18 protein-coding genes are annotated in these 18926 nt (G+C 33.5%); 9 read left to right on the top strand and 9 right to left on the bottom strand.

What is annotated here, in order from left to right; translation table 11 throughout:
- The first annotated feature begins 399 nt into the window (after nucleotides 1–399).
- The 4 genes from ABD816_RS10110 to ABD816_RS10125 all read left to right on the top strand — a co-directional run bounded on the left by ABD816_RS10110 (nucleotide 400) and on the right by ABD816_RS10125 (nucleotide 4433).
- Nucleotides 400–1671 carry a hypothetical protein gene (locus tag ABD816_RS10110; protein ID WP_344927005.1) on the top strand — a complete coding sequence of 424 codons (1272 nt, stop codon included), beginning with the start codon at nucleotides 400–402 and terminating at the stop codon, nucleotides 1669–1671.
- Between the two features lie 32 nt (nucleotides 1672–1703).
- Nucleotides 1704–2141: a hypothetical protein gene (locus ABD816_RS10115; protein WP_344927007.1), complete on the top strand. Its 438-nt coding sequence runs from the start codon at nucleotides 1704–1706 to the stop codon at nucleotides 2139–2141.
- A 520-nt stretch (nucleotides 2142–2661) separates the two neighbouring features.
- Nucleotides 2662–3924 carry a hypothetical protein gene (locus ABD816_RS10120; protein WP_344927009.1) on the top strand — a complete coding sequence of 421 codons (1263 nt, stop codon included), beginning with the start codon at nucleotides 2662–2664 and terminating at the stop codon, nucleotides 3922–3924.
- A gap of 62 nt (nucleotides 3925–3986) precedes the next feature.
- Nucleotides 3987–4433: a hypothetical protein gene (locus ABD816_RS10125; RefSeq protein ID WP_344927011.1), complete on the top strand. Its 447-nt coding sequence runs from the start codon at nucleotides 3987–3989 to the stop codon at nucleotides 4431–4433.
- Nucleotides 4434–4683: 250 nt separating this feature from the next.
- Here the strand turns inward: ABD816_RS10125 and ABD816_RS10130 are convergent, their stop codons facing one another.
- Nucleotides 4684–5478, bottom strand: a complete 795-nt coding sequence (locus ABD816_RS10130) for a DUF2797 domain-containing protein (RefSeq protein ID WP_344927014.1) — start codon at nucleotides 5476–5478, stop codon at nucleotides 4684–4686.
- Between the two features lie 123 nt (nucleotides 5479–5601).
- On the opposite strand from ABD816_RS10130, the gene ABD816_RS10135 reads away from it, so the two are divergent.
- Nucleotides 5602–7134: a GH3 auxin-responsive promoter family protein gene (locus ABD816_RS10135; protein WP_344927016.1), complete on the top strand. Its 1533-nt coding sequence runs from the start codon at nucleotides 5602–5604 to the stop codon at nucleotides 7132–7134.
- 116 nt (nucleotides 7135–7250) lie between these two features.
- Here the strand turns inward: ABD816_RS10135 and clpX are convergent, their stop codons facing one another.
- The 8 genes from clpX to ABD816_RS10175 all read right to left on the bottom strand — a co-directional run bounded on the left by clpX (nucleotide 7251) and on the right by ABD816_RS10175 (nucleotide 15722).
- Nucleotides 7251–8483 (bottom strand): ATP-dependent Clp protease ATP-binding subunit ClpX, encoded by a 1233-nt coding sequence (gene clpX / locus ABD816_RS10140; RefSeq protein ID WP_344927019.1) that lies wholly within the window; start codon nucleotides 8481–8483, stop codon nucleotides 7251–7253.
- A 90-nt stretch (nucleotides 8484–8573) separates the two neighbouring features.
- Nucleotides 8574–9248 carry an ATP-dependent Clp endopeptidase proteolytic subunit ClpP gene (clpP, locus tag ABD816_RS10145; RefSeq protein ID WP_344927021.1) on the bottom strand — a complete coding sequence of 225 codons (675 nt, stop codon included), beginning with the start codon at nucleotides 9246–9248 and terminating at the stop codon, nucleotides 8574–8576.
- A gap of 100 nt (nucleotides 9249–9348) precedes the next feature.
- Complete coding sequence (gene tig / locus ABD816_RS10150) at nucleotides 9349–10671, bottom strand: trigger factor (RefSeq protein ID WP_344927024.1); 1323 nt, start codon at nucleotides 10669–10671, stop codon at nucleotides 9349–9351.
- A gap of 158 nt (nucleotides 10672–10829) precedes the next feature.
- Nucleotides 10830–11177 carry a phage holin family protein gene (locus tag ABD816_RS10155; RefSeq protein WP_344927025.1) on the bottom strand — a complete coding sequence of 116 codons (348 nt, stop codon included), beginning with the start codon at nucleotides 11175–11177 and terminating at the stop codon, nucleotides 10830–10832.
- A gap of 82 nt (nucleotides 11178–11259) precedes the next feature.
- Nucleotides 11260–12849, bottom strand: a complete 1590-nt coding sequence (locus ABD816_RS10160; RefSeq protein WP_344927026.1) for an SGNH/GDSL hydrolase family protein — start codon at nucleotides 12847–12849, stop codon at nucleotides 11260–11262.
- Nucleotides 12850–12856: 7 nt separating this feature from the next.
- Entirely contained in the window at nucleotides 12857–14110 is a 1254-nt protein-coding gene (locus ABD816_RS10165) for an OmpP1/FadL family transporter (protein WP_344927028.1), read from the bottom strand.
- A gap of 121 nt (nucleotides 14111–14231) precedes the next feature.
- Nucleotides 14232–14999 carry an alpha/beta fold hydrolase gene (locus ABD816_RS10170; protein WP_344927030.1) on the bottom strand — a complete coding sequence of 256 codons (768 nt, stop codon included), beginning with the start codon at nucleotides 14997–14999 and terminating at the stop codon, nucleotides 14232–14234.
- 9 nt (nucleotides 15000–15008) lie between these two features.
- Entirely contained in the window at nucleotides 15009–15722 is a 714-nt protein-coding gene (locus ABD816_RS10175) for a pyridoxine 5'-phosphate synthase (RefSeq protein WP_344927031.1), read from the bottom strand.
- Nucleotides 15723–15818: 96 nt separating this feature from the next.
- On the opposite strand from ABD816_RS10175, the gene ABD816_RS10180 reads away from it, so the two are divergent.
- From ABD816_RS10180 to uppS, 4 genes are all read left to right on the top strand, one after another.
- Nucleotides 15819–16475: a CBS domain-containing protein gene (locus ABD816_RS10180; RefSeq protein ID WP_344927032.1), complete on the top strand. Its 657-nt coding sequence runs from the start codon at nucleotides 15819–15821 to the stop codon at nucleotides 16473–16475.
- A 37-nt stretch (nucleotides 16476–16512) separates the two neighbouring features.
- Nucleotides 16513–17397 (top strand): NAD kinase, encoded by an 885-nt coding sequence (locus ABD816_RS10185; RefSeq protein ID WP_344927034.1) that lies wholly within the window; start codon nucleotides 16513–16515, stop codon nucleotides 17395–17397.
- 100 nt (nucleotides 17398–17497) lie between these two features.
- The gene (gene porG / locus ABD816_RS10190; protein ID WP_344927037.1) at nucleotides 17498–18184 is read left to right on the top strand and encodes a type IX secretion system protein PorG; all 687 of its coding nucleotides are present in this window, start codon (nucleotides 17498–17500) and stop codon (nucleotides 18182–18184) included.
- 1 nt (nucleotide 18185) lies between these two features.
- Nucleotides 18186–18923, top strand: a complete 738-nt coding sequence (uppS, locus tag ABD816_RS10195; RefSeq protein WP_344927038.1) for an undecaprenyl pyrophosphate synthase — start codon at nucleotides 18186–18188, stop codon at nucleotides 18921–18923.
- Nucleotides 18924–18926 lie beyond the last annotated feature (3 nt).

The raw sequence follows: 18926 nt of genomic DNA on the forward strand, positions 1-18926 counted from the left end.
AGGTGGTAAAAGACTTAACTGATCTTGATCGTAAGTCTTGAAGATTACTTTGCGACTCATAATCTAAATTTACAAATAACCGAAATTTTATACAAAAAAAAGACTGCCTTTTTAGACAGCCTCTTTTTTTTATGCTTATTTCTTATTATCTTGATTGCGGGAAAACTAAAAAAGATTTAAAATTCAATTGGATAAAATTCATATTTTAACCCTTAAAACCCTGTGTCATATTATCATCTCGCAACATTTACCCATTTTCCGCAACATTTTTATTTTTAAAAATTACACTTTTTACACAATTAATTTCTTTAAGACCTGTTAACTATACCTTAACGTTATAGTTTTCTTTACAAGATTAGTGTTATAATTTTATAAAAAAATTAACAACCCCACAAAATTATGAAACCGATAATTTTATTTCAAACGTTTTTACTTTTAGTTCCTATCCTCATTTTTTCTCAACAAGATGTTCATGATAATCAAATGAAATGGTTAGACGGATGGACAAATTTTAGCCCTAATAAAACATTCTATCCGGAAGCTCAAGAACAACTTCCATCAATTATAGATACTGATTTATATTTGCCAAATACAACAACTTATCTTTTATCAGGTAATGTATACGTAACTAATGGAGCTACATTAACAATACAAGAAGGAACCATCATACGTTGTGATTCTAATATTTCTACGAGCCTTATAATTACTAAGGACGCTAATTTTATTGCTAGAGGCCTACAAGCACAACCCATTGTATTTACCTCAGACAAAGAATCTAAATCCAAAAAAAGTGGAGACTGGGGAGGAATTGTAATCATTGGATCAGGACATTCTAATGCCCCATCCGGAATTAATAATGTCGAAGGTGACTACCTTCCGCAATACTCATCGTATGGAGGAAATGACACTATAGAAACAAGTATCATAATGACTTATGTACGAATAGAATATGCTGGGCAAAAGATTAATTCATCAAAAGAACTAAATGGACTGTCATTATATACCGTTAACGCTTCCTCGATTATAAATAATATTATGATCAGTTATAGTGCGGATGATTCCTTTGAGTTTTTTGGTGGAACCTCCAAGCCATATAATTTAGTTTCTTATAAAGCGAAAGACGACGATTTTGATTTCACCTTAGGATATAAAGGAGAATTATATAATATTCTTGCGATAAGACATCCTTATATATCCGATATTAGTGGTTCTTATGCCTTAGAAGTTGATGGATATGAAAAAAAATCAGGGATGAGCTCTAAAGAGTCACTCTCATCAGTTAGCGTAAAAAATGCCACATTAATCAGTTTATCAGATAAAAATAATTACCAGCATACATTAGCTGCCATTTCATCTAAAAACCTTGCTAATATAAATATCACTGATTCTAAAATTTCTGGATTTGCGAATGTTGTCAAATTTGATAAATCGTATCATTCTTACGCTGACCTGGAACAGCATTTTTCTCTTGAAAATAGTGTTTTTAATGTGCATAATGGCACGGTAATGGTTACATATGAACCTAAAACCTCTCCTCATCAACTACTTAAATACAACATGTTTACCACTTATTTTAAGAGTGCAGAGGAGTTTTTGACAAACCCATTACACAATACAAACCCTAAATTCACATTAAAAGAATCAACAGACGATTATACTGTAATGCAATAAGTCTAATTTTTATTTTAATTAATAGTTAACAAATGAAGTCGATTACCATTTTTCTTATTTTTCTTTTTATCACTACCCTAAGTTTTGCTCAAACAGAAAAAAACATTTTTTTTAGTCAACGCACACTAATTACAAAATTTCATACCATCGATGAATTAGAAGGGTTAAAAAAAGGGCAACTTGTTAAGATTTATATAGAAAGAGCAAATGAAATCATTACAGTACTACCTTTTATAGCACTTACTAATGAATCTAATGTTAGTTTATCAGATATTGGTATTAAAGAAAATTCAGATAACTTAAAAACTCTGGATAAACATCACGAAACTACTACAGAGGCTTTTGAAAGTACTAGTAACATTATCTCAGAATTTATTCCTTATGCAGATACAGAGCGTATTATTTGGTCTATCCTATATTATGAAGATATAATTAAAAAAATTAGAATAGGAGTAAATGGCAATTTTTAAAAACTTCTTAACGTGATGATTATCACCTATTATTATAAATCCCAGTTATAAACTAAAGACCCTTTTTATCGTCAAAATACATGTATATTCCGATGTATTACAAGCATAAAAATATAAATGTTAGCTGTTATCTGACTTTTTTTGCTAAATAACTCTTCAGAAAATAAAAAATACTTAGTTTCTAACTTAAACCTTAAATAACTTATAAACATCTAATATACAGTTACTTAAAACTCGTAATTGATTTAAATAAAATTTTGAATCTTTAAACCGCCTTCACAAAACTGTTTTTTATTTCAAAATAACAGTTTTTGTAAAACCACTAAAAACCAATTACTTACAATTTTTAAGTAAGATTTATCCTCATAAATATTTGCCAAATTTTGCATTAATACCGACAAACTTACATATTATACGGTAAAAGCGTAAACATGTTTCCATAAAGCTTAGTATCTTAGCTATGCAAAAAAGGAGGACAGAAATTTCCTCCAATTTACAAACCCCAAAAAATAATACTTTTATGAAATCAAGATGCACTACTTTAATTTTATCTACTTTATTAGTTATTTCATTCTTTAATGTAAATGCACAGGATTTTGACCAAGACCACAACCAATGGACAAAAGGATGGACAAATTTTGATCCAAACACTACCAATTATCCAAAAGCAGAAGAAACTATTCCTACAATAATTGCCGATGATCTTTTTCTTAACAATGATGTCACATATTTATTATCAGGAAATGTATATGTGACAAGTGGAGCAACACTCACAATAGAAGATGGCACTATTATACGATGTGATCACGAAAATCCGGCTAACTTAATTATTACAAAAGGCTCTAAATTAATAGCTGTTGGATCAGAAATTTCACCAATTGTTTTTACCTCTAATAAAGCTCCAAAATCAAGAGCAAGTGGAGATTGGGGCGGTATAGTTATAGCTGGTTCCGGAAAAATTAATTCTGTTTCCGGAAATGGAACTATTGACAGCATTAATCCGCAGTTTTCTCTTTATGGAGGGACTGATGAGAATGAGCAAACTTCAATCATGCGATTTGTAAGAATTGAATTCCCTGGTCGTAAATCTCAATCCAATGGATTATCATTGTATGCTATTGGTTCATCCTCTATAATAGATAATATTATGGTAAGCTATTCTGGTCAGGATTCATTCAATTGGAATGGTGGAATTAATAATATTAGTAAAATGATTTCTTATAAAGCAGAAGACGATGATTTTCAAATATCTGAAGGTTTCAAAGGAGTACTTGACAACCTGATCGCTATACGTCATCCATATATTACAAGTCCAAGAGGATCTTATGCTTTACAAATTAACGGTTACAATAAGGATTTAGGATTAATCCAACCAACTGAATTAACTGATATCACAGTCACTAACTCTACATTTGTAAATTTATCAGATACTAAAAATTATATACACACTACAGCAGCTATTTCTGCATCAAACTCCGCCTTAATCTATATAAACAATAGTAAAATATCTGGCTTCTCTGACGTAGTTAAATTTGATCAGACGTACACATCATTAGCAGTGATAGAAAAATCATTTAATATGGATAATAGTTTTTTTAATATACACGGTGAAGGTGTGCAAGCTGCATATCAGCCTAACACTGGAGTTTTGAATGTCTTGAAGTATAATAGATTTACTCAAAACTTTGTAGATGTAGAAACCCTATTTTCTGATCCTCACAGCAAAGCCGTTCCAAAATTTGGACTTCAAAAGTCATTAAATGCCTATATGGTAATGAAATAAAAAACGGTACTACGTTTTTTAGTAACCTAAAATCGTAGTACCTTATAAAATAAAATGAGATCATGTTATATAATAAGTTAATCATTCTTTTATTGTTGTCACTAGGCGTACAAATATCTTTTGCTCAAAAGAGAGATGATGGAGTCTTTTTTATTAAAAAAGATCAAATAGTAAAATTTCATACTATCGGGGATTTAGAAAATCTAAGAAAAGGGGAATTAATAAAAATTTATCAAGATAGAGTACGCGAAATTATTACAGTAATTCCTTTTTTATCTTTAACTAACGAGCCTGATGTACGCTTAGATGACCTTGGCATCAAAGAAGATTCAGACCATATCAAAATTCTAAAGAAAAATACAGAAGCCATACAGGAAGCATTAATAACTACAGAAGAATCAATTGAAGAACTAATCGCCTATGCAGATACCGAAAAAATTATCTGGACTATTCTTTATTATGAAGATGTTATCAAAAAGATGAGAATAGGAGCTAACGGAAGTTTCTAAATACAACCACTGATAGAATAAAAAAGTAATTGACAAAAATATAGCCTGGCAGATAAACCTCCTCAACCCAAGCAAGGGCAAGAAGTATCAAAAACAAGACCGCTTCGCTATAAGAATTAGGAAATAAGACTTCTTTACCATGATTATATAAGCTACACCCAGACAGAGCCTTTAAGAATTCTGTTGATTAAATTACATAGAACGATTCATATTATATTTTCATCGATTTCAGAAGTTTTCAATCTTTAAATTAACCTATAGTCAATCCAACTACATACCCCTCACTATTACGCACATTAAATACCGTATCATCCTCAAAGATCAGGTATTGTCCTTTAACTCCCTTTAGAATACCAGAAAACACCGGTGTTTTTTCCAGATTTAAACTTTTCAATTTACTAGGATACTTAAGTACAGGAAAATCAATTTCTGTCTCTTTATTAGTTGCGATAAAATATTCCTGAGCTTCTTCTGGTATAAAAGCTTTAAGACGATCACGATATGCTATTAGATCTGCATCTTCGATCTCATTTTTTAACATTTTCCTCCAATTAGTTTTGTCAGCTACGTGATCTTTTAAAGCTACCTCAGTAATTCCTGCAAGATATCTATTTGGAACTTCTACAATCTCTATCGCTTCGTGTGCTCCCTGATCGATCCAACGAGTCGGAACTTGCGTTTTACGTGTTACACCTACTTTGACATTACTAGAGTTTGCTAAATATACTATATGAGGTTGCAATTGCACTTTTTTCTCATATGCAAGGTCTCTATCTTCCACATCCAAATGTGCTGTACTCAGTTCCGGACGCATGATCCAATCTCCTACCTGAGGTTGTTTATAAAAATCATCATAACAATATCCTTGTCTATATATCTTTTTATTCTCTCCACAAGCTAAACATTGATATCCAATGAATTTTATAGAAATTTTCTTATTTAACAACTGATTGATATGAATAAAATCTGATTCAAAAACCAAGTAATATTGAATTGGAGTTCCAATTTCTGTTTTCATTTTAGTGAGAACACCATGGTATTGCATAAAAAGAGGTAGTTATACGTTAAACTATAAAAAGAATGTAATTAATTTACTATTTTAGTTTCCAACAAACGTTGGCCACACAATCAAATTAATATTAATTAAAGTCTAAAGATACATCAAAAAATGCCAATCCCTATAGTTAATTCTATTGCCAGCTGGTTTTTAAAAAAGCGTTTTCATCAAATGGAACTTTTCCTAAAGTATCCTAATGAGGTTCAATTGGAACTACTTCACCTATTATTAGAAACAGCTAAAAATACAGAGATTGGGAAAACATATGACTTTTCGTCCATTCATAATTATGAAACGTTTAAAGAACGCATCCCCGTGCGATCTTATGAAGATTATGAGGACATGATAGAACGTAGCCGATTAGGAGAACATAATATCTATTGGCCTACCCCAATTAAATGGTTTGCAAAATCCAGCGGGACTACAAATGCTAAAAGCAAGTTTATTCCAGTCAGTCAGGAATCATTGGAAAACTGTCACTACGCTGCAGGAAAAGATCTTTTATGTATGTACCTCAACAACAATGAAAACTCTAAACTTTTTACAGGAAAAAGTTTACGTTTAGGAGGTAGTAAAGAGCTCTACAAAGAAAATGGAACCTCTTTTGGAGATTTATCAGCTATAATAATTGACAACATGCCTTTTTGGGCAGAATATAGCTCAACACCAAGTAGTGAAGTTTCTCTGATGAGCGACTGGGAAATTAAAATGGCCGCTATTGTACAAGAAACCATTCAGGAGAAGGTTACCAGTCTGGCAGGTGTTCCATCCTGGATGCTTGTTTTATTGAATCAAGTTTTAGAGACAACTGGGCAGGATAGCATTTTTGAAATATGGAATCATCTGGAAGTTTACTTTCACGGTGGCGTAAGTTTTGAACCCTATATTGATCAATATAAAAAAATATTACCCAGAGATTCTTTTAGGTATTATGAAATCTACAATGCTTCTGAGGGATTTTTTGCTATTCAGGATCGTAATGAATCATCAGAATTACTCCTAATGTTGGATTATGGAATTTTTTATGAATTTATCCCCATGGATACGTATAAGAGAGAGTCCGAACATGTAATCCCCTTGAGTGAAGTTGAAATAGGAAAAAACTACGCTATTGTTATTACTACGAATGCCGGACTATGGCGATATAAAATTGGAGATACTGTACGGTTTACTTCTATCAACCCGTATAGAATTAAAGTATCGGGTAGAACTAAACATCATATTAACGTTTTTGGAGAAGAACTCATCATTGAAAATGCCGAGGAAGCTTTAAGAAAGACAACTAAAGAAACCAATTGCGAAATAGTAGATTATACTGCTGCTCCTGTTTTTATGGAAGGAAAAGAAAAAGGTGCTCATGAATGGATGATTGAATTCAAGAAGCAGCCTGAGGATCTCCAAGAGTTTGCATGTATTCTGGATCAAAATCTTCAGAGCATCAATAGTGATTACGAAGCTAAAAGACTACATAACATCACTTTAAATCCTCTGAAAATAAATCAGGCAAGGTCTCAATTATTTTATGACTGGCTAAAAAAGAATGATAAGTTAGGCGGTCAGCATAAAATACCCAGATTATCTAATTCCCGAAAATATCTGGATGAATTGATACAGTTAAATCGGTTGAACACTATCAAAGTATAATACCCGATTACGTTAAACAAAAAAACCTGTCAAGTCTTTTGAAACTTGACAGGTTTGGATATTTTAGACACATAAGATTTATTACATCTCTTAAAAAAGCCTACTTTTATATTCCTTTAAGAAACTGCCTTTAACTTATTAATAGTAGCTCTATTCAGTTTATTTTCTGCGTAATCCTTTGTTACTGTAAACTCTTTTTCTTCACTTTCTGGCATCTCGTACATCGCATCGGTTAAGATAGCTTCGCATAAAGAACGTAGCCCTCTTGCTCCTAACTTATACTCTACCGCTTTTTCTACAATATAATCCAACGCATCTGGTGTCACCGAGAACGCTATATTATCCATTTCAAAAAGCTTCTGGTACTGTTTTATAATTGCATTTTTCGGCTCCGTTAGAATCGCTCTTAAGGTTGCTGCATCCAGTGGATTCATATATGATAGTACCGGGAGACGTCCAATTATTTCAGGAATTAACCCAAAATCCTTAAGATCCTTTGGTATAATATATTGTAGTAAATTATCCTTTTCGATAGCATCTTCATTTTTAGAAGCACTGAATCCCATGGCTTGCATATTTAAACGTTTTTGTATAGCATTTTCAATACCATCAAATGCCCCTCCAGCTATAAAAAGAATGTTCTCTGTATTTACCTCGATAAATTTCTGATCCGGATGTTTACGACCTCCTTTTGGGGGTACATTTACAACAGTTCCTTCCAATAATTTAAGTAATGCCTGCTGCACACCCTCGCCAGAAACGTCTCTCGTAATACTAGGATTATCTCCTTTACGTGCTATTTTATCAATTTCATCAATAAAAACAATTCCTCGTTGCGCTTTTTCTAAATTATAATCAGCTGCCTGCAGTAAGCGCGTTAAGATACTTTCTACATCTTCTCCTACATAACCTGCTTCAGTCAACACCGTTGCATCTACTATTGCTAATGGTACATTAAGCATTTTTGCAATCGTTTTAGCTATAAGCGTTTTACCAGTACCGGTCTGACCAACCATAATGATATTACTCTTTTGGATCTCGATATCATCCTCTGTAGTAGGCTGCAATAATCGTTTATAATGATTATAAACAGCTACTGCCATCACTTTCTTAGTAAATTCCTGCCCTATAACATAGTCGTCCACAAATTTCTTTATAGCCATAGGCTTTCGAAGCATTAATTCATTGCTCAACTCGCCCGTATCCTCATCTTTTGCTTCTTCTACGACGATACCGTGCGCTTGCACAATACATCGATCACAAATATGAGCGTCTAAGCCAGCAATTAATAAATTTGTTTCAGGCTTTTTTCTTCCACAAAACGAGCATTCTAAATCTTCTTTCGGCATAATTATTTAATTCAAAAAAAAAAACATTTTTCTATCTGATAGAAAATTAAAAGGGAACCAACAAAGGAATCCTTATGATTTTTTATTTTACTATTCTCTTGTTAAAATTTCATCAATCATTCCGTACTTGAGCGCCTTATCAGCTTTCATCCAATAATCTCTATCACTATCTTCATAAACCTTATCATATGTCTGCCCAGAATGCTTGGCAATAATCTTGTATAATTCTTCTTTTAATATCAGAATCTCACGTGCAGTAATTTCTATATCACTAGCCTGTCCCTGAGCTCCTCCGAGTGGCTGATGAATCATCACCCTGCTATGAGGTAATCCGGATCGTTTTCCTTTTTCACCAGCACACAATAATACCGCTCCCATTGAAGCAGCCATCCCAGTACAAATAGTAGCTACATCTGGTTTTATAAACTGCATTGTATCATATATTCCTAGACCTGCATACACACTTCCTCCCGGAGAGTTAATATAAATCTGTATATCCTTTGTAGAATCAACACTCTCCAAAAATAAAAGTTGAGCCTGTATAATATTAGCTACTTGATCATTAATTCCCGTTCCCAAAAAGATGATCCTATCCATCATCAAGCGTGAGAATACATCAAAAATTGCCACATTCATCTGGCGCTCTTCGATAATATTAGGAGTCATCCCTACAGGATACATACTACTGATAATTTTATCATAATAGTTACTGTTAATTCCCTGATGTTGTGTAGCGTATTTTTCGAATTCTTTTCCGTAATCCATATGTTCTTTTTCTGAAATTTATTTTTATAAAAAAGGCGTTAACCAAAACATGATTTAACGCCCTAAATATAGGTATAAATTCCTTATTAGTATCTCTAGATTATTTGTAAACTTCCTTTATAAAATCATCAAAAGAAACTTCTTTGGTTTTTAATTTGACGTTCTCCTTGTAAAATCCTAACATTTTCTGACTCATCAACTGTTCAGAAATTCTTTTTACTTCTTCTTGATTCGATAAAATTCTGGCAGCAATATCTTCCAGTTCCTTATCATCAGGAGATGTTTGTCCAAATTGAGCCATTTGACCTTTGATTAAATCTTTAGCAAAATCTTTTAATTCTTCAAAAGTAACTTGTAAATTATTATCTGTAATTATTTTTCCTTCTATCAACTGAAAACGTAATCCTTTTTCACTTTTTTCATATTCTTCCTTCGCCTGATCTTCTGTCAACTCCTGTTCTCCAGTTGCTTTAATCCATTTTTGTAAAAATGCCGCTGGCAAATCAAATTTAGTATTCTCCAGTACGCTCTCTGTAACATCATTAAGCAACTGCTGATCAGATTGCTGAACAAATTGGCGTGCAGCATCTTCCTTCATCTTTTCTTTAAGCTCTGCAACACTTTTTACAACATCTTTACCATAAATTTTATCAAAAAATTCCTGATCTAATTCTGCTAATTCCTGCTTATTTATTTCTGAAATCGTGAAAACAACTTCAATATTTAGGCCTTCAGCATCATCACGTTCAATTTTTAAAGCATTTATTAAGTCTTGGTCATCAGCAAATAAACCTTTAGTTTTTAATGTAATAACATCTCCTACTTTAGCACCAACAAATTTTTCAAGATTTTTCTTTCCTTTAATTTTATCCAGTGTAATCGTAGTCTGATTATCTATTTCTTTCTCTTCATTGACAAACGTCCCACTAATCGTATCCTCCTTGCTTGCTGTCTCCTGAGGGATTAATTTACCATATTGCTTCTGTGTTGTCTTAATTTGATTTTCAATCATTTCATCACTCGCAACAATGGTATAGTGTGTAATCGCTTTTTTACCATTAAATTGTATATCAAATTTTGGCGCAAGACCTAATTCAAAGGCAAAAGAATAATCATCAGTATCCCAATCAAAATTCTCTTGTTCTTTTGGTAATGGATTACCTAAAACATCTAACTTTTCTTCTGTCAGATATTTGTTTAATGCATCCTGTAGCAACTTATTCACTTCATCTACCAAAACCGCTTTTCCGTACTGCTTTTTTACCAATCCCATAGGCACATGACCTTTTCTAAAACCAGGAATATTGGCATTCTTACGGTAATCTTTCAGGATTCCTTCTACTTTATCAGTATAATCTTCTTTTGCGATATCTACTGTAACTACAGCATTCAACTCGTCTAATTGCTCTTTTGAAATATTCATTATCTCTTCTTTTTTGGACAAAAAATTGGGTTGCAAAAGTAATACTTTTTTACATCCCAACAAAGTTTTAACTCCTTGAAAAACAGTATGTGCTTAGTTAAGTTGAACCTTATGATTAGTCCATCCTCTTATTTTTAAGTGAACATCCAATAAAACCTTTACTTTTTATCTTTCTCCAAAACCCCATATAATATAGATTGCAACACTGATAATAAAACACTAAATATCAACGCCCACAACCATCCATTAACACTAAATCCACTAACAAAATAATCTGCCATTTTTATAATAACGATATTAATAACTAATAAAAACAACCCTAATGTGATGATAGTGACAGGCAGTGTAAAAAAGACAAGTATTGGCTTTATAATTGCATTTAAAATTGCTAGAACTACTGCTACAATAAGTGCACTCATATAACTATCAACCCCTACACCAGGTAAAATGGAAGCTAGTAAAAAAACAGCCACTGCGCTTAATAACATTTTCAATAAAAATCTCATAACACAAATTTATGAATTAAATATAATCAAAAAAACCTGCCAATTACTTAGCAGGTTTTTATATAACTAAAATTTATAATATTTAATTCACTTCATTGCTCAAGGTAATTGTTCCATAATCAGATGGATCTACTCTTGGCAGTTTAGCACCATATGTCGTCTGTATTGCATCAAGCAATTGATTTGCGGTAAATGCATGAGCTCTTGGTGAAGGATGCACTCCATCTAATGTAAAAGCACCACCTGTAGCAAAAGTAGAAGTAATTATTCCTCCATTAATCTCAATTCCTCCATTAGCAACCTGTTCTAGGTCTGATGCTGAGTCATAAAAAGCTAAGCCATTTGCTGCTGCCAGACTCTGGATAGTTGCGTTATAAGAAGCTCTCGCACTTTCTATTGCAGCTTGTTCTGATGGTATCAGGACATATTGATCTGCAAGTGGTAATGAAACCCCTTCTACAGAAAATTGACCTGCCATCTCTTGTGACAATCCAAAACCAACTAATTCTGCAAATCTATCTGTGTTTAATTGACCTATAACACTAGAGCTAGGAAGAACTAACAAGTCTTCTGCTGTAGCTTGTCTAGCCTGACCAAACTGCGCTGCTAAAATTGGTGCCAAAGGACCAAAACTTGGGGTTAATACAGTAGTCAAAGTAGCAGTGATATCGGTAAGTGATTCATCTTTTATAACAACAGCACTTGCAGCAGTTTCTGAAAAAACAATAGATCTTTCAGGAACTCCAATAAAAGCAAACGCTTGGTTTAATCCAGCATAAACTTCATTAAGCGTTGATATTTGAGGTCCAAAATTAGGGTCTAAAGGACTTAATGGATCATAAGGCACTGTTGTAAAGAACGGAAGAGAAGTTACACTAGCCAAATTCAAAAGGACACCCTTTGCTCCATTTGCAGTAAGCTTTGTAACCAATTCCTCATAAGCTCCTGCGAAAACTAAATTATTAGTAATATCATTACCACCGTAAGTAGTAGGATCAAAATTTCCTGCTTCATTCTGATCAACCCCAATACCTCCAGAGGTTGCATAGCCAAGAATATCATTATTACCTATCCATAAACTAAAAAATGTTGGATTCTGAGAAACCGCATCTTCAATCACAGAAGCGGTTGGAGAAGAAGCAATTCTTACAAAATAAGGATTTGAAAGACCTGATGCTACTCCAGCAATATTACCATACCCGGCAGCAGCAGCAGTTAAATGAAAACTTTTTGCTCCCGGCACTCCCATATTATTAAAAGGACCTGCCAAAATATTTCCTATTTCGGTTGTTGGACTAGCACCTGTATAACGTGCAGGACCCGGATTCCCATCCTCATCAAAAGCTAAAACCAACCTGTTTTCCAGAATCTGAGTACCTCCTAACAAAGCACCACCTGTATTATCTGATACAAATGGAGTTGTAAATTCTCCTCCACCTGCTAATGCAAATTGTTGTGAAAGTATATTCGCATACGAATTCTCTTGTCCTGTAATATATAATCCACCACCACCATATCCGGCAGTAATTGAATTACCAAGAGCTACATAATTAGAAAAGTCTGCTGATCCGCTATCATAAGTTCCTTCATCCGAAATCGGATTATCAAATTCTGGCTCACAAGCGACAAGACCTAACGCCAAAATTGCTAAATATTTTATAGTATGTTTCATCTTCTTATTATAATTTATAAGTTAAACCAAGACCCGGCGCAAAAGCACTAGATTTATAAGTACCTCCAAAAGATTCTGTACCTCCAGTTGCATTCGTACCAAAATCGTACGATTCATCGATTTCCTCAAATCTAAGATAGAAGAAGGAAACATCGATACCTAACTTAGGTGTGATCGCATAGCTGAAACCTCCGGAATATCCATCAGAATCATTTCTAGGCGTTTCTGGTGCAAAAAAACCTGATTGTACCGGGGTTTCATCTCTATAATATCCAGCTCTAAGAGTAATTTTAGAGGTAGCTTCATATTGCAAACCAAAACGATATACCGATGAATTTTTATAATTACGTGGATTTACTGATGGCTCAACACCGTTACCAAACTGTATATCTAAAGATTCATATACACTCCAGTATTGTCTGTTATAATCAAATGCAAATAGCCACTTATCGCAAAATTCATAAGAAATACCTACTGTCAATTCTGCTGGTAATGGCAATTCTGCATCAAAAGTAGTGGTTCCATTAGCAGGAACCCCAGGAGAATTAGGGAAATTAGCAAAGGTAGCTTCTCCCCCTTCTGCTTCTAAAATGATTTCACTTCGATAACTAAATCCAATTCTAAAATTTTCAGAAGGATTAAACATAGCACTTAGACTCCATCCAAAATTGGTAACCCCAGAGTCGTCTACCGTTATATTAGAGCGATTTCCTTCAAAATCGCTTGTTGTTCTATTTGCATTACGATTAAAATTAACTGAACCTGATACAAATATAGGCCCTCCTCCAATACTAAAAAACTCGGATAGTTTTATACCAATAACTGGCTGAATATAAATTGCTGATAAGTCTATATTATTGATTAAATGTGATCCTGCCCAGTCTGTAGGCCAGGTTACACCACTACCATAAGGAGTATAGACTCCTAGACCCAGCGCCAACCAATCATTTACTTTATAAGATCCATACACATTAAGCGGTGTCCCTACTCCATTATCAGTTTCTGCAGAAACCCCTAATGCTTCATTTTGAAAAATAACATCAGTAAAAATTCCACTGGCACCAACACTTACGTTTAATTTATTCTCTAAATAGACAAGACCCGCCGGATTAAAGAATACCAGCTCCGCACTGTTTACCACAGCTACACCCGTATGCCCCATAGCCATAGCACGCTGACCTTGCACACTGACTCTATATCCACCTGCATAGGTGACAAAGGTCACCAAAGCAAACAGAACTAATAATAGTTGTTTTTTCATAATTAATAAGTATTGTTTAATTTAGTTTAGGATATTAATAATATAATAATTCAAATTTAATGTAAAATAACAATTATACAATAAATTGATTAAAATATTATGCATACATAGGATTTTTCCATCAAATTTTAAGAAAATCAAATACTCGCATTAAAAATTCTGTCGGATTTTCAGCGTGTAACCAATGCCCCGCATTTGTAATTTCTTCTATTTTCGCATTTGGAAACTGTAGCAGAATCCTTGACTCATCTTCTTTTAAAATATAATTCGACTTACTCCCTTTCAAAAAGAGAGTATTCCCATTAAATATAAACTTTTTTGAAAGCTCCACACCAATCTCAGATGAATTTTTTATCAATGCCTCTAAGTGAATTCGAAGTCCTAACTGTTCTTTCTGTTTCCAATATACATTTTTCATCAGAAATAAGCGCACTCCAACTTCTTTAATATACTGACTTAAGGCATCATCTGTGGCTGCTCTTGTCTTTAGCACTTCAAAATCTAACGAATCTAACCCATCCAGAATATCTTGATGATGTAATGGATAATATTTAGGGCCTATGTCTGCAATTACTAATTTATTAATCGTGGCTGGGTACGTCGCTGCAAATAGCATCGCTGTCTTGCCCCCCATAGAATGACCTAAAAGTATAATATCACTTAAATTACGATCTGTACAATATTCTAAAACATCAGTTACCAGTAACTCATAATTAAATTCATCACTGTGCGGACTGCGCCCATGATTGCGTTGATCCAGTAAATGCATTTGATATCCTTTTTCTGATATCTTTTTTGCAATGGATTTCCAATTATCGCCCATTCCCAGAAAGCCGTGAAGAATTAAAAAGGGCTTCCCTTCTCCAAAGACAGTAGCGTGTAATTTCATTTATACAACTTATTTAAGTTTATGTAAATACATATTGATTACGTTCTCCAGACCAAGATACAAAGACTCACTAATCAATGCATGACCAATCGACACTTCTAATAACTCTGGCACATTATCTTTAAAAAATTTAATGTTTTCTAAGGAAAGATCGTGACCTGCATTCACACCAAGACCTAGATCAATTCCTAATTGTGCGCACAAAGCGTATGGCTTAATAGCATCCATATCTCCTCTACTATATCCTTGAGCAAAAGCTTCGGTATATAATTCAATTCTATCTGCACCAATTTCACATGCTCCCTCAATCATATCTTTAACAGGATCAACAAAGACAGAGGTTCTTATATCATTTCTTTTAAATTCTGAAATCACTTCTTTCAAAAATCCGGCGTGTTTTTTAGTATCCCAACCAGCATTGCTAGTGATTGCATGTTCTTCATCAGGAACTAATGTTACCTGAGTTGGCTTCACTGCCAGTACTAAGTCTGTAAATTTAGGTATAGGATTTCCTTCTATATTATATTCTGTATGGACCACAGGCTTTAAATCATAAGCATCCTGATATTTGATATGCCTTTCATCTGGTCGGGGATGTATTGTGATTCCTTCTCCTCCAAAACGTTGAATATCTGAAGCAACTTTAAGCAAATCTGGTGCATTACCACCTCTAGAATTTCGTAATGTTGCTATTTTATTGACATTAACACTTAATTTTGTCATAGTTTTTGATATACCTTTTATGAAAAAGCAAAAATACGAACTTGAATGTGCCTTGTTGCATATTTTTGATTAATTTGCAATAAAAAGCCCCAGATAATGAAGACGAACTTATACATAGTAAACGAAATTGCTCCATTTAAAACGACAACCGTAGTTGGAGATGCGCAGACATTATTTAATGAACTTACATACACTCATTTTCCTGTGTTACATGAGAACATTTATATTGGCTGTGTCTCTGAAGCTGATATTAGATGTTTTGATGTTGAAAAAACATTAGAACACTACAGGTACGCTACGGAAGGTTTTTATGCAAGAAATGATGCTAATTGGCTGGACACACTAGAATCTTTTGCGCAAAACAACACTAATATTATGCCGGTTCTAGACGATGACAACACATATCAAGGTTTTTTTGAATTAAGAGACATTATGAACATGTTTAATCAAACTCCTTTTTTAGGCGAACCTGGGAATATTTTAATTGTAGAAAAAGGAATTTCTGATTACTCTTTTAGCGAAGTTGCCCAAATTGTAGAATCCAATAATGCCAAGTTATTGGGAGTATTTATTTCTAATATTGAAAACGATGTAGCCCAAATTACATTAAAAATTAACGACAGTGATATTAATAATATAGTTCAAACATTTAGACGATACAGCTATAACATCATATCTAAACATCAAGAAGATTCGTTCTTAAACAATTTAAAAGAACGCTCTTTATATCTAGAAAAATACTTGAATATTTAGTAGTATAACTTAATCCGTTAACACACATCACATCAAAATGAAGATAGGTATTTATGGTCAGTTCTATCACGAAAACTCCGGGATATACATTCAACAATTACTAGAAACACTGGACAAAAACAATGTAGAAGTTGTTATTGAAAAAAACTTTCTAGAACTCATTAATCTTCATGATGATATTGATAAGACATATTCTCATTTTAGTACATTTGAAGAGTTAGATGGTTCTTATGATCTTTTCTTCAGTATTGGAGGTGACGGAACAATCTTAAAAACCATCACATATGTACGTGATCTGGGTATTCCAATTGCAGGTATTAATACAGGAAGATTAGGCTTTCTGGCTACTATCCAAAAAGAAGAAATCAAAGATAGTATTGATCTAATCCTTCACAATCGGTTCTATGTTTCTCCAAGAAGCATTGTAACTATTGAAACAGTTCCGCAAAATGATGAATTTGGAGTGTTAAATTTTGCCATGAATGAAATAGCGGTAAGTAGAAGAAATACAACATCTATGATAACGGTTCACACTAGTCTTAATGGTGAATTCTTAAATTCATATTGGGCAGATGGATTAATCGTCGCGACCCCAACTGGCTCGACAGGATACTCTTTAAGCTGTGGCGGTCCCGTTATGATGCCAGATGCTGAAAGTATGGTTCTAACACCTATTGCTCCTCATAATCTAAATGCCAGACCTCTAGTAATTCCCGATAATCAAGAAATAGAATTACAAATATCCGGAAGAGAAGATACTTATTTAGTATCTCTGGACTCAAGAATTCACACATTACCCAATGACACCACAATCAGGATAAAAAAAGCTCCATTTAAAATTAATATGGTCATTTTAGAAGATGGTAGTTTTATAAAAACCCTTCGAAAAAAGATGCTGTGGGGTGAAGATAAACGCAACTAGACAATAATTTACCGTAAAAAGTGTTTTTAATTTCATACTATTTTACTCAAATTCTTGTGTACTAAAGTTAATTGTTATATTTGCAAACTTTTGAAAATCTATGAGATACTTAGCATCCTTCTTATTTGTTTTAATTTTTATGACATCGGCCACCTCACAAACCTATGAAGTGGGGCTTATGCTTGGTGGCTCTAATTATATTGGTGACGTAGGCAAAACAACTTACATTGCTCCAAATGATATTGCGGTTGGCGCCATTGGAAAATGGAATCGAAGTAAGAGGCACGCCTTTAGAGCTTCCTTTTTGTATGCCGAGTTCAATGCAGATGATGCCAATGGAGACGAAAGAAGAAAAGCCAGAGGGCTAAGCCTTTCTAATTCTGTGAAAGAATTATCCGCAGGATTAGAGTTTAATTTTTGGGATTGGTACCTATATGATGGCACACCACAGTTTACTCCATACCTCTATACAGGTGTCACTGTATTTAATTATGGAGCAAAAGCGATAGACGTCAATGATGACTCGGTCATTAAAACCTATGAAAACCGATGGAATTTTGCAATCCCAATGGTCGTTGGCATCAAAAAGACACTGGGACGTCGTTTTGTATTAGGCGCTGAGATCGGTGCACGATATACTTTTACAGATAATCTTGATGGAAGTAATCCCGGAGAAGGGTTTGAACAAAATAAATTTGGTAATCTTGATAATAATGACTGGTACGTTTTTACCGGAATAACATTATCATACACATGGGGAAGAATTCCATGTTTATGTGCATTTTAAAATGATTAATAAAGAACAACTTAATACCAATATACCAAAACACGTAGCCATCATTATGGACGGTAACGGTCGATGGGCAAAAAACAAAGGTTTTTTCAGAGCTGTTGGCCATGAAAATGGATCTAAAGCAGTTAAAGAGGCTGTAGAAGCTGCTGCGGAAATAGGAATTAAATATTTAACCCTATATGCATTTTCTACTGAAAACTGGAACAGACCAAAACTCGAAGTACAGACGCTAATGAAACTTTTAGTGAGTTCTTTAAAAAAAGAAATAAAGACACTGCAAAAAAATAAAATTCGATTAAATGCTATTGGAAACTTAAAAGCATTACCAGAAAAAGCGCAAAAAGAATTATTGGAAGTCATTGAAAACACTAAGAATAATGACCACATGACCTTATCATTAGCACTTAGTTATGGCAGTCGTGAAGAACTAATAAAAACTATTCAAGAAATAAGTATTAAAGTTAAAAATAATGTAATTTCGCCACATCTTATAAATGAAGGAGTCATTAATGAGCATTTGTATACCAAAGATCTACCAGATGTAGATTTATTGATACGTACCAGCGGAGAACAACGTATCAGTAATTTTCTATTATGGCAGATAGCGTATGCAGAATTATATTTTACAGAGATATTATGGCCGGATTTTAAAAAATCAGATTTATTTGAAGCCATTTTAAATTATCAACAAAGAGAGAGAAGATTTGGAAAAACTAGTGAGCAGCTTAGTTAAAAA

It is taken from the genome of Aquimarina addita, assembly GCF_039539305.1.
GTDB classification, from domain to species: Bacteria; Bacteroidota; Bacteroidia; order Flavobacteriales; family Flavobacteriaceae; genus Aquimarina; species Aquimarina addita.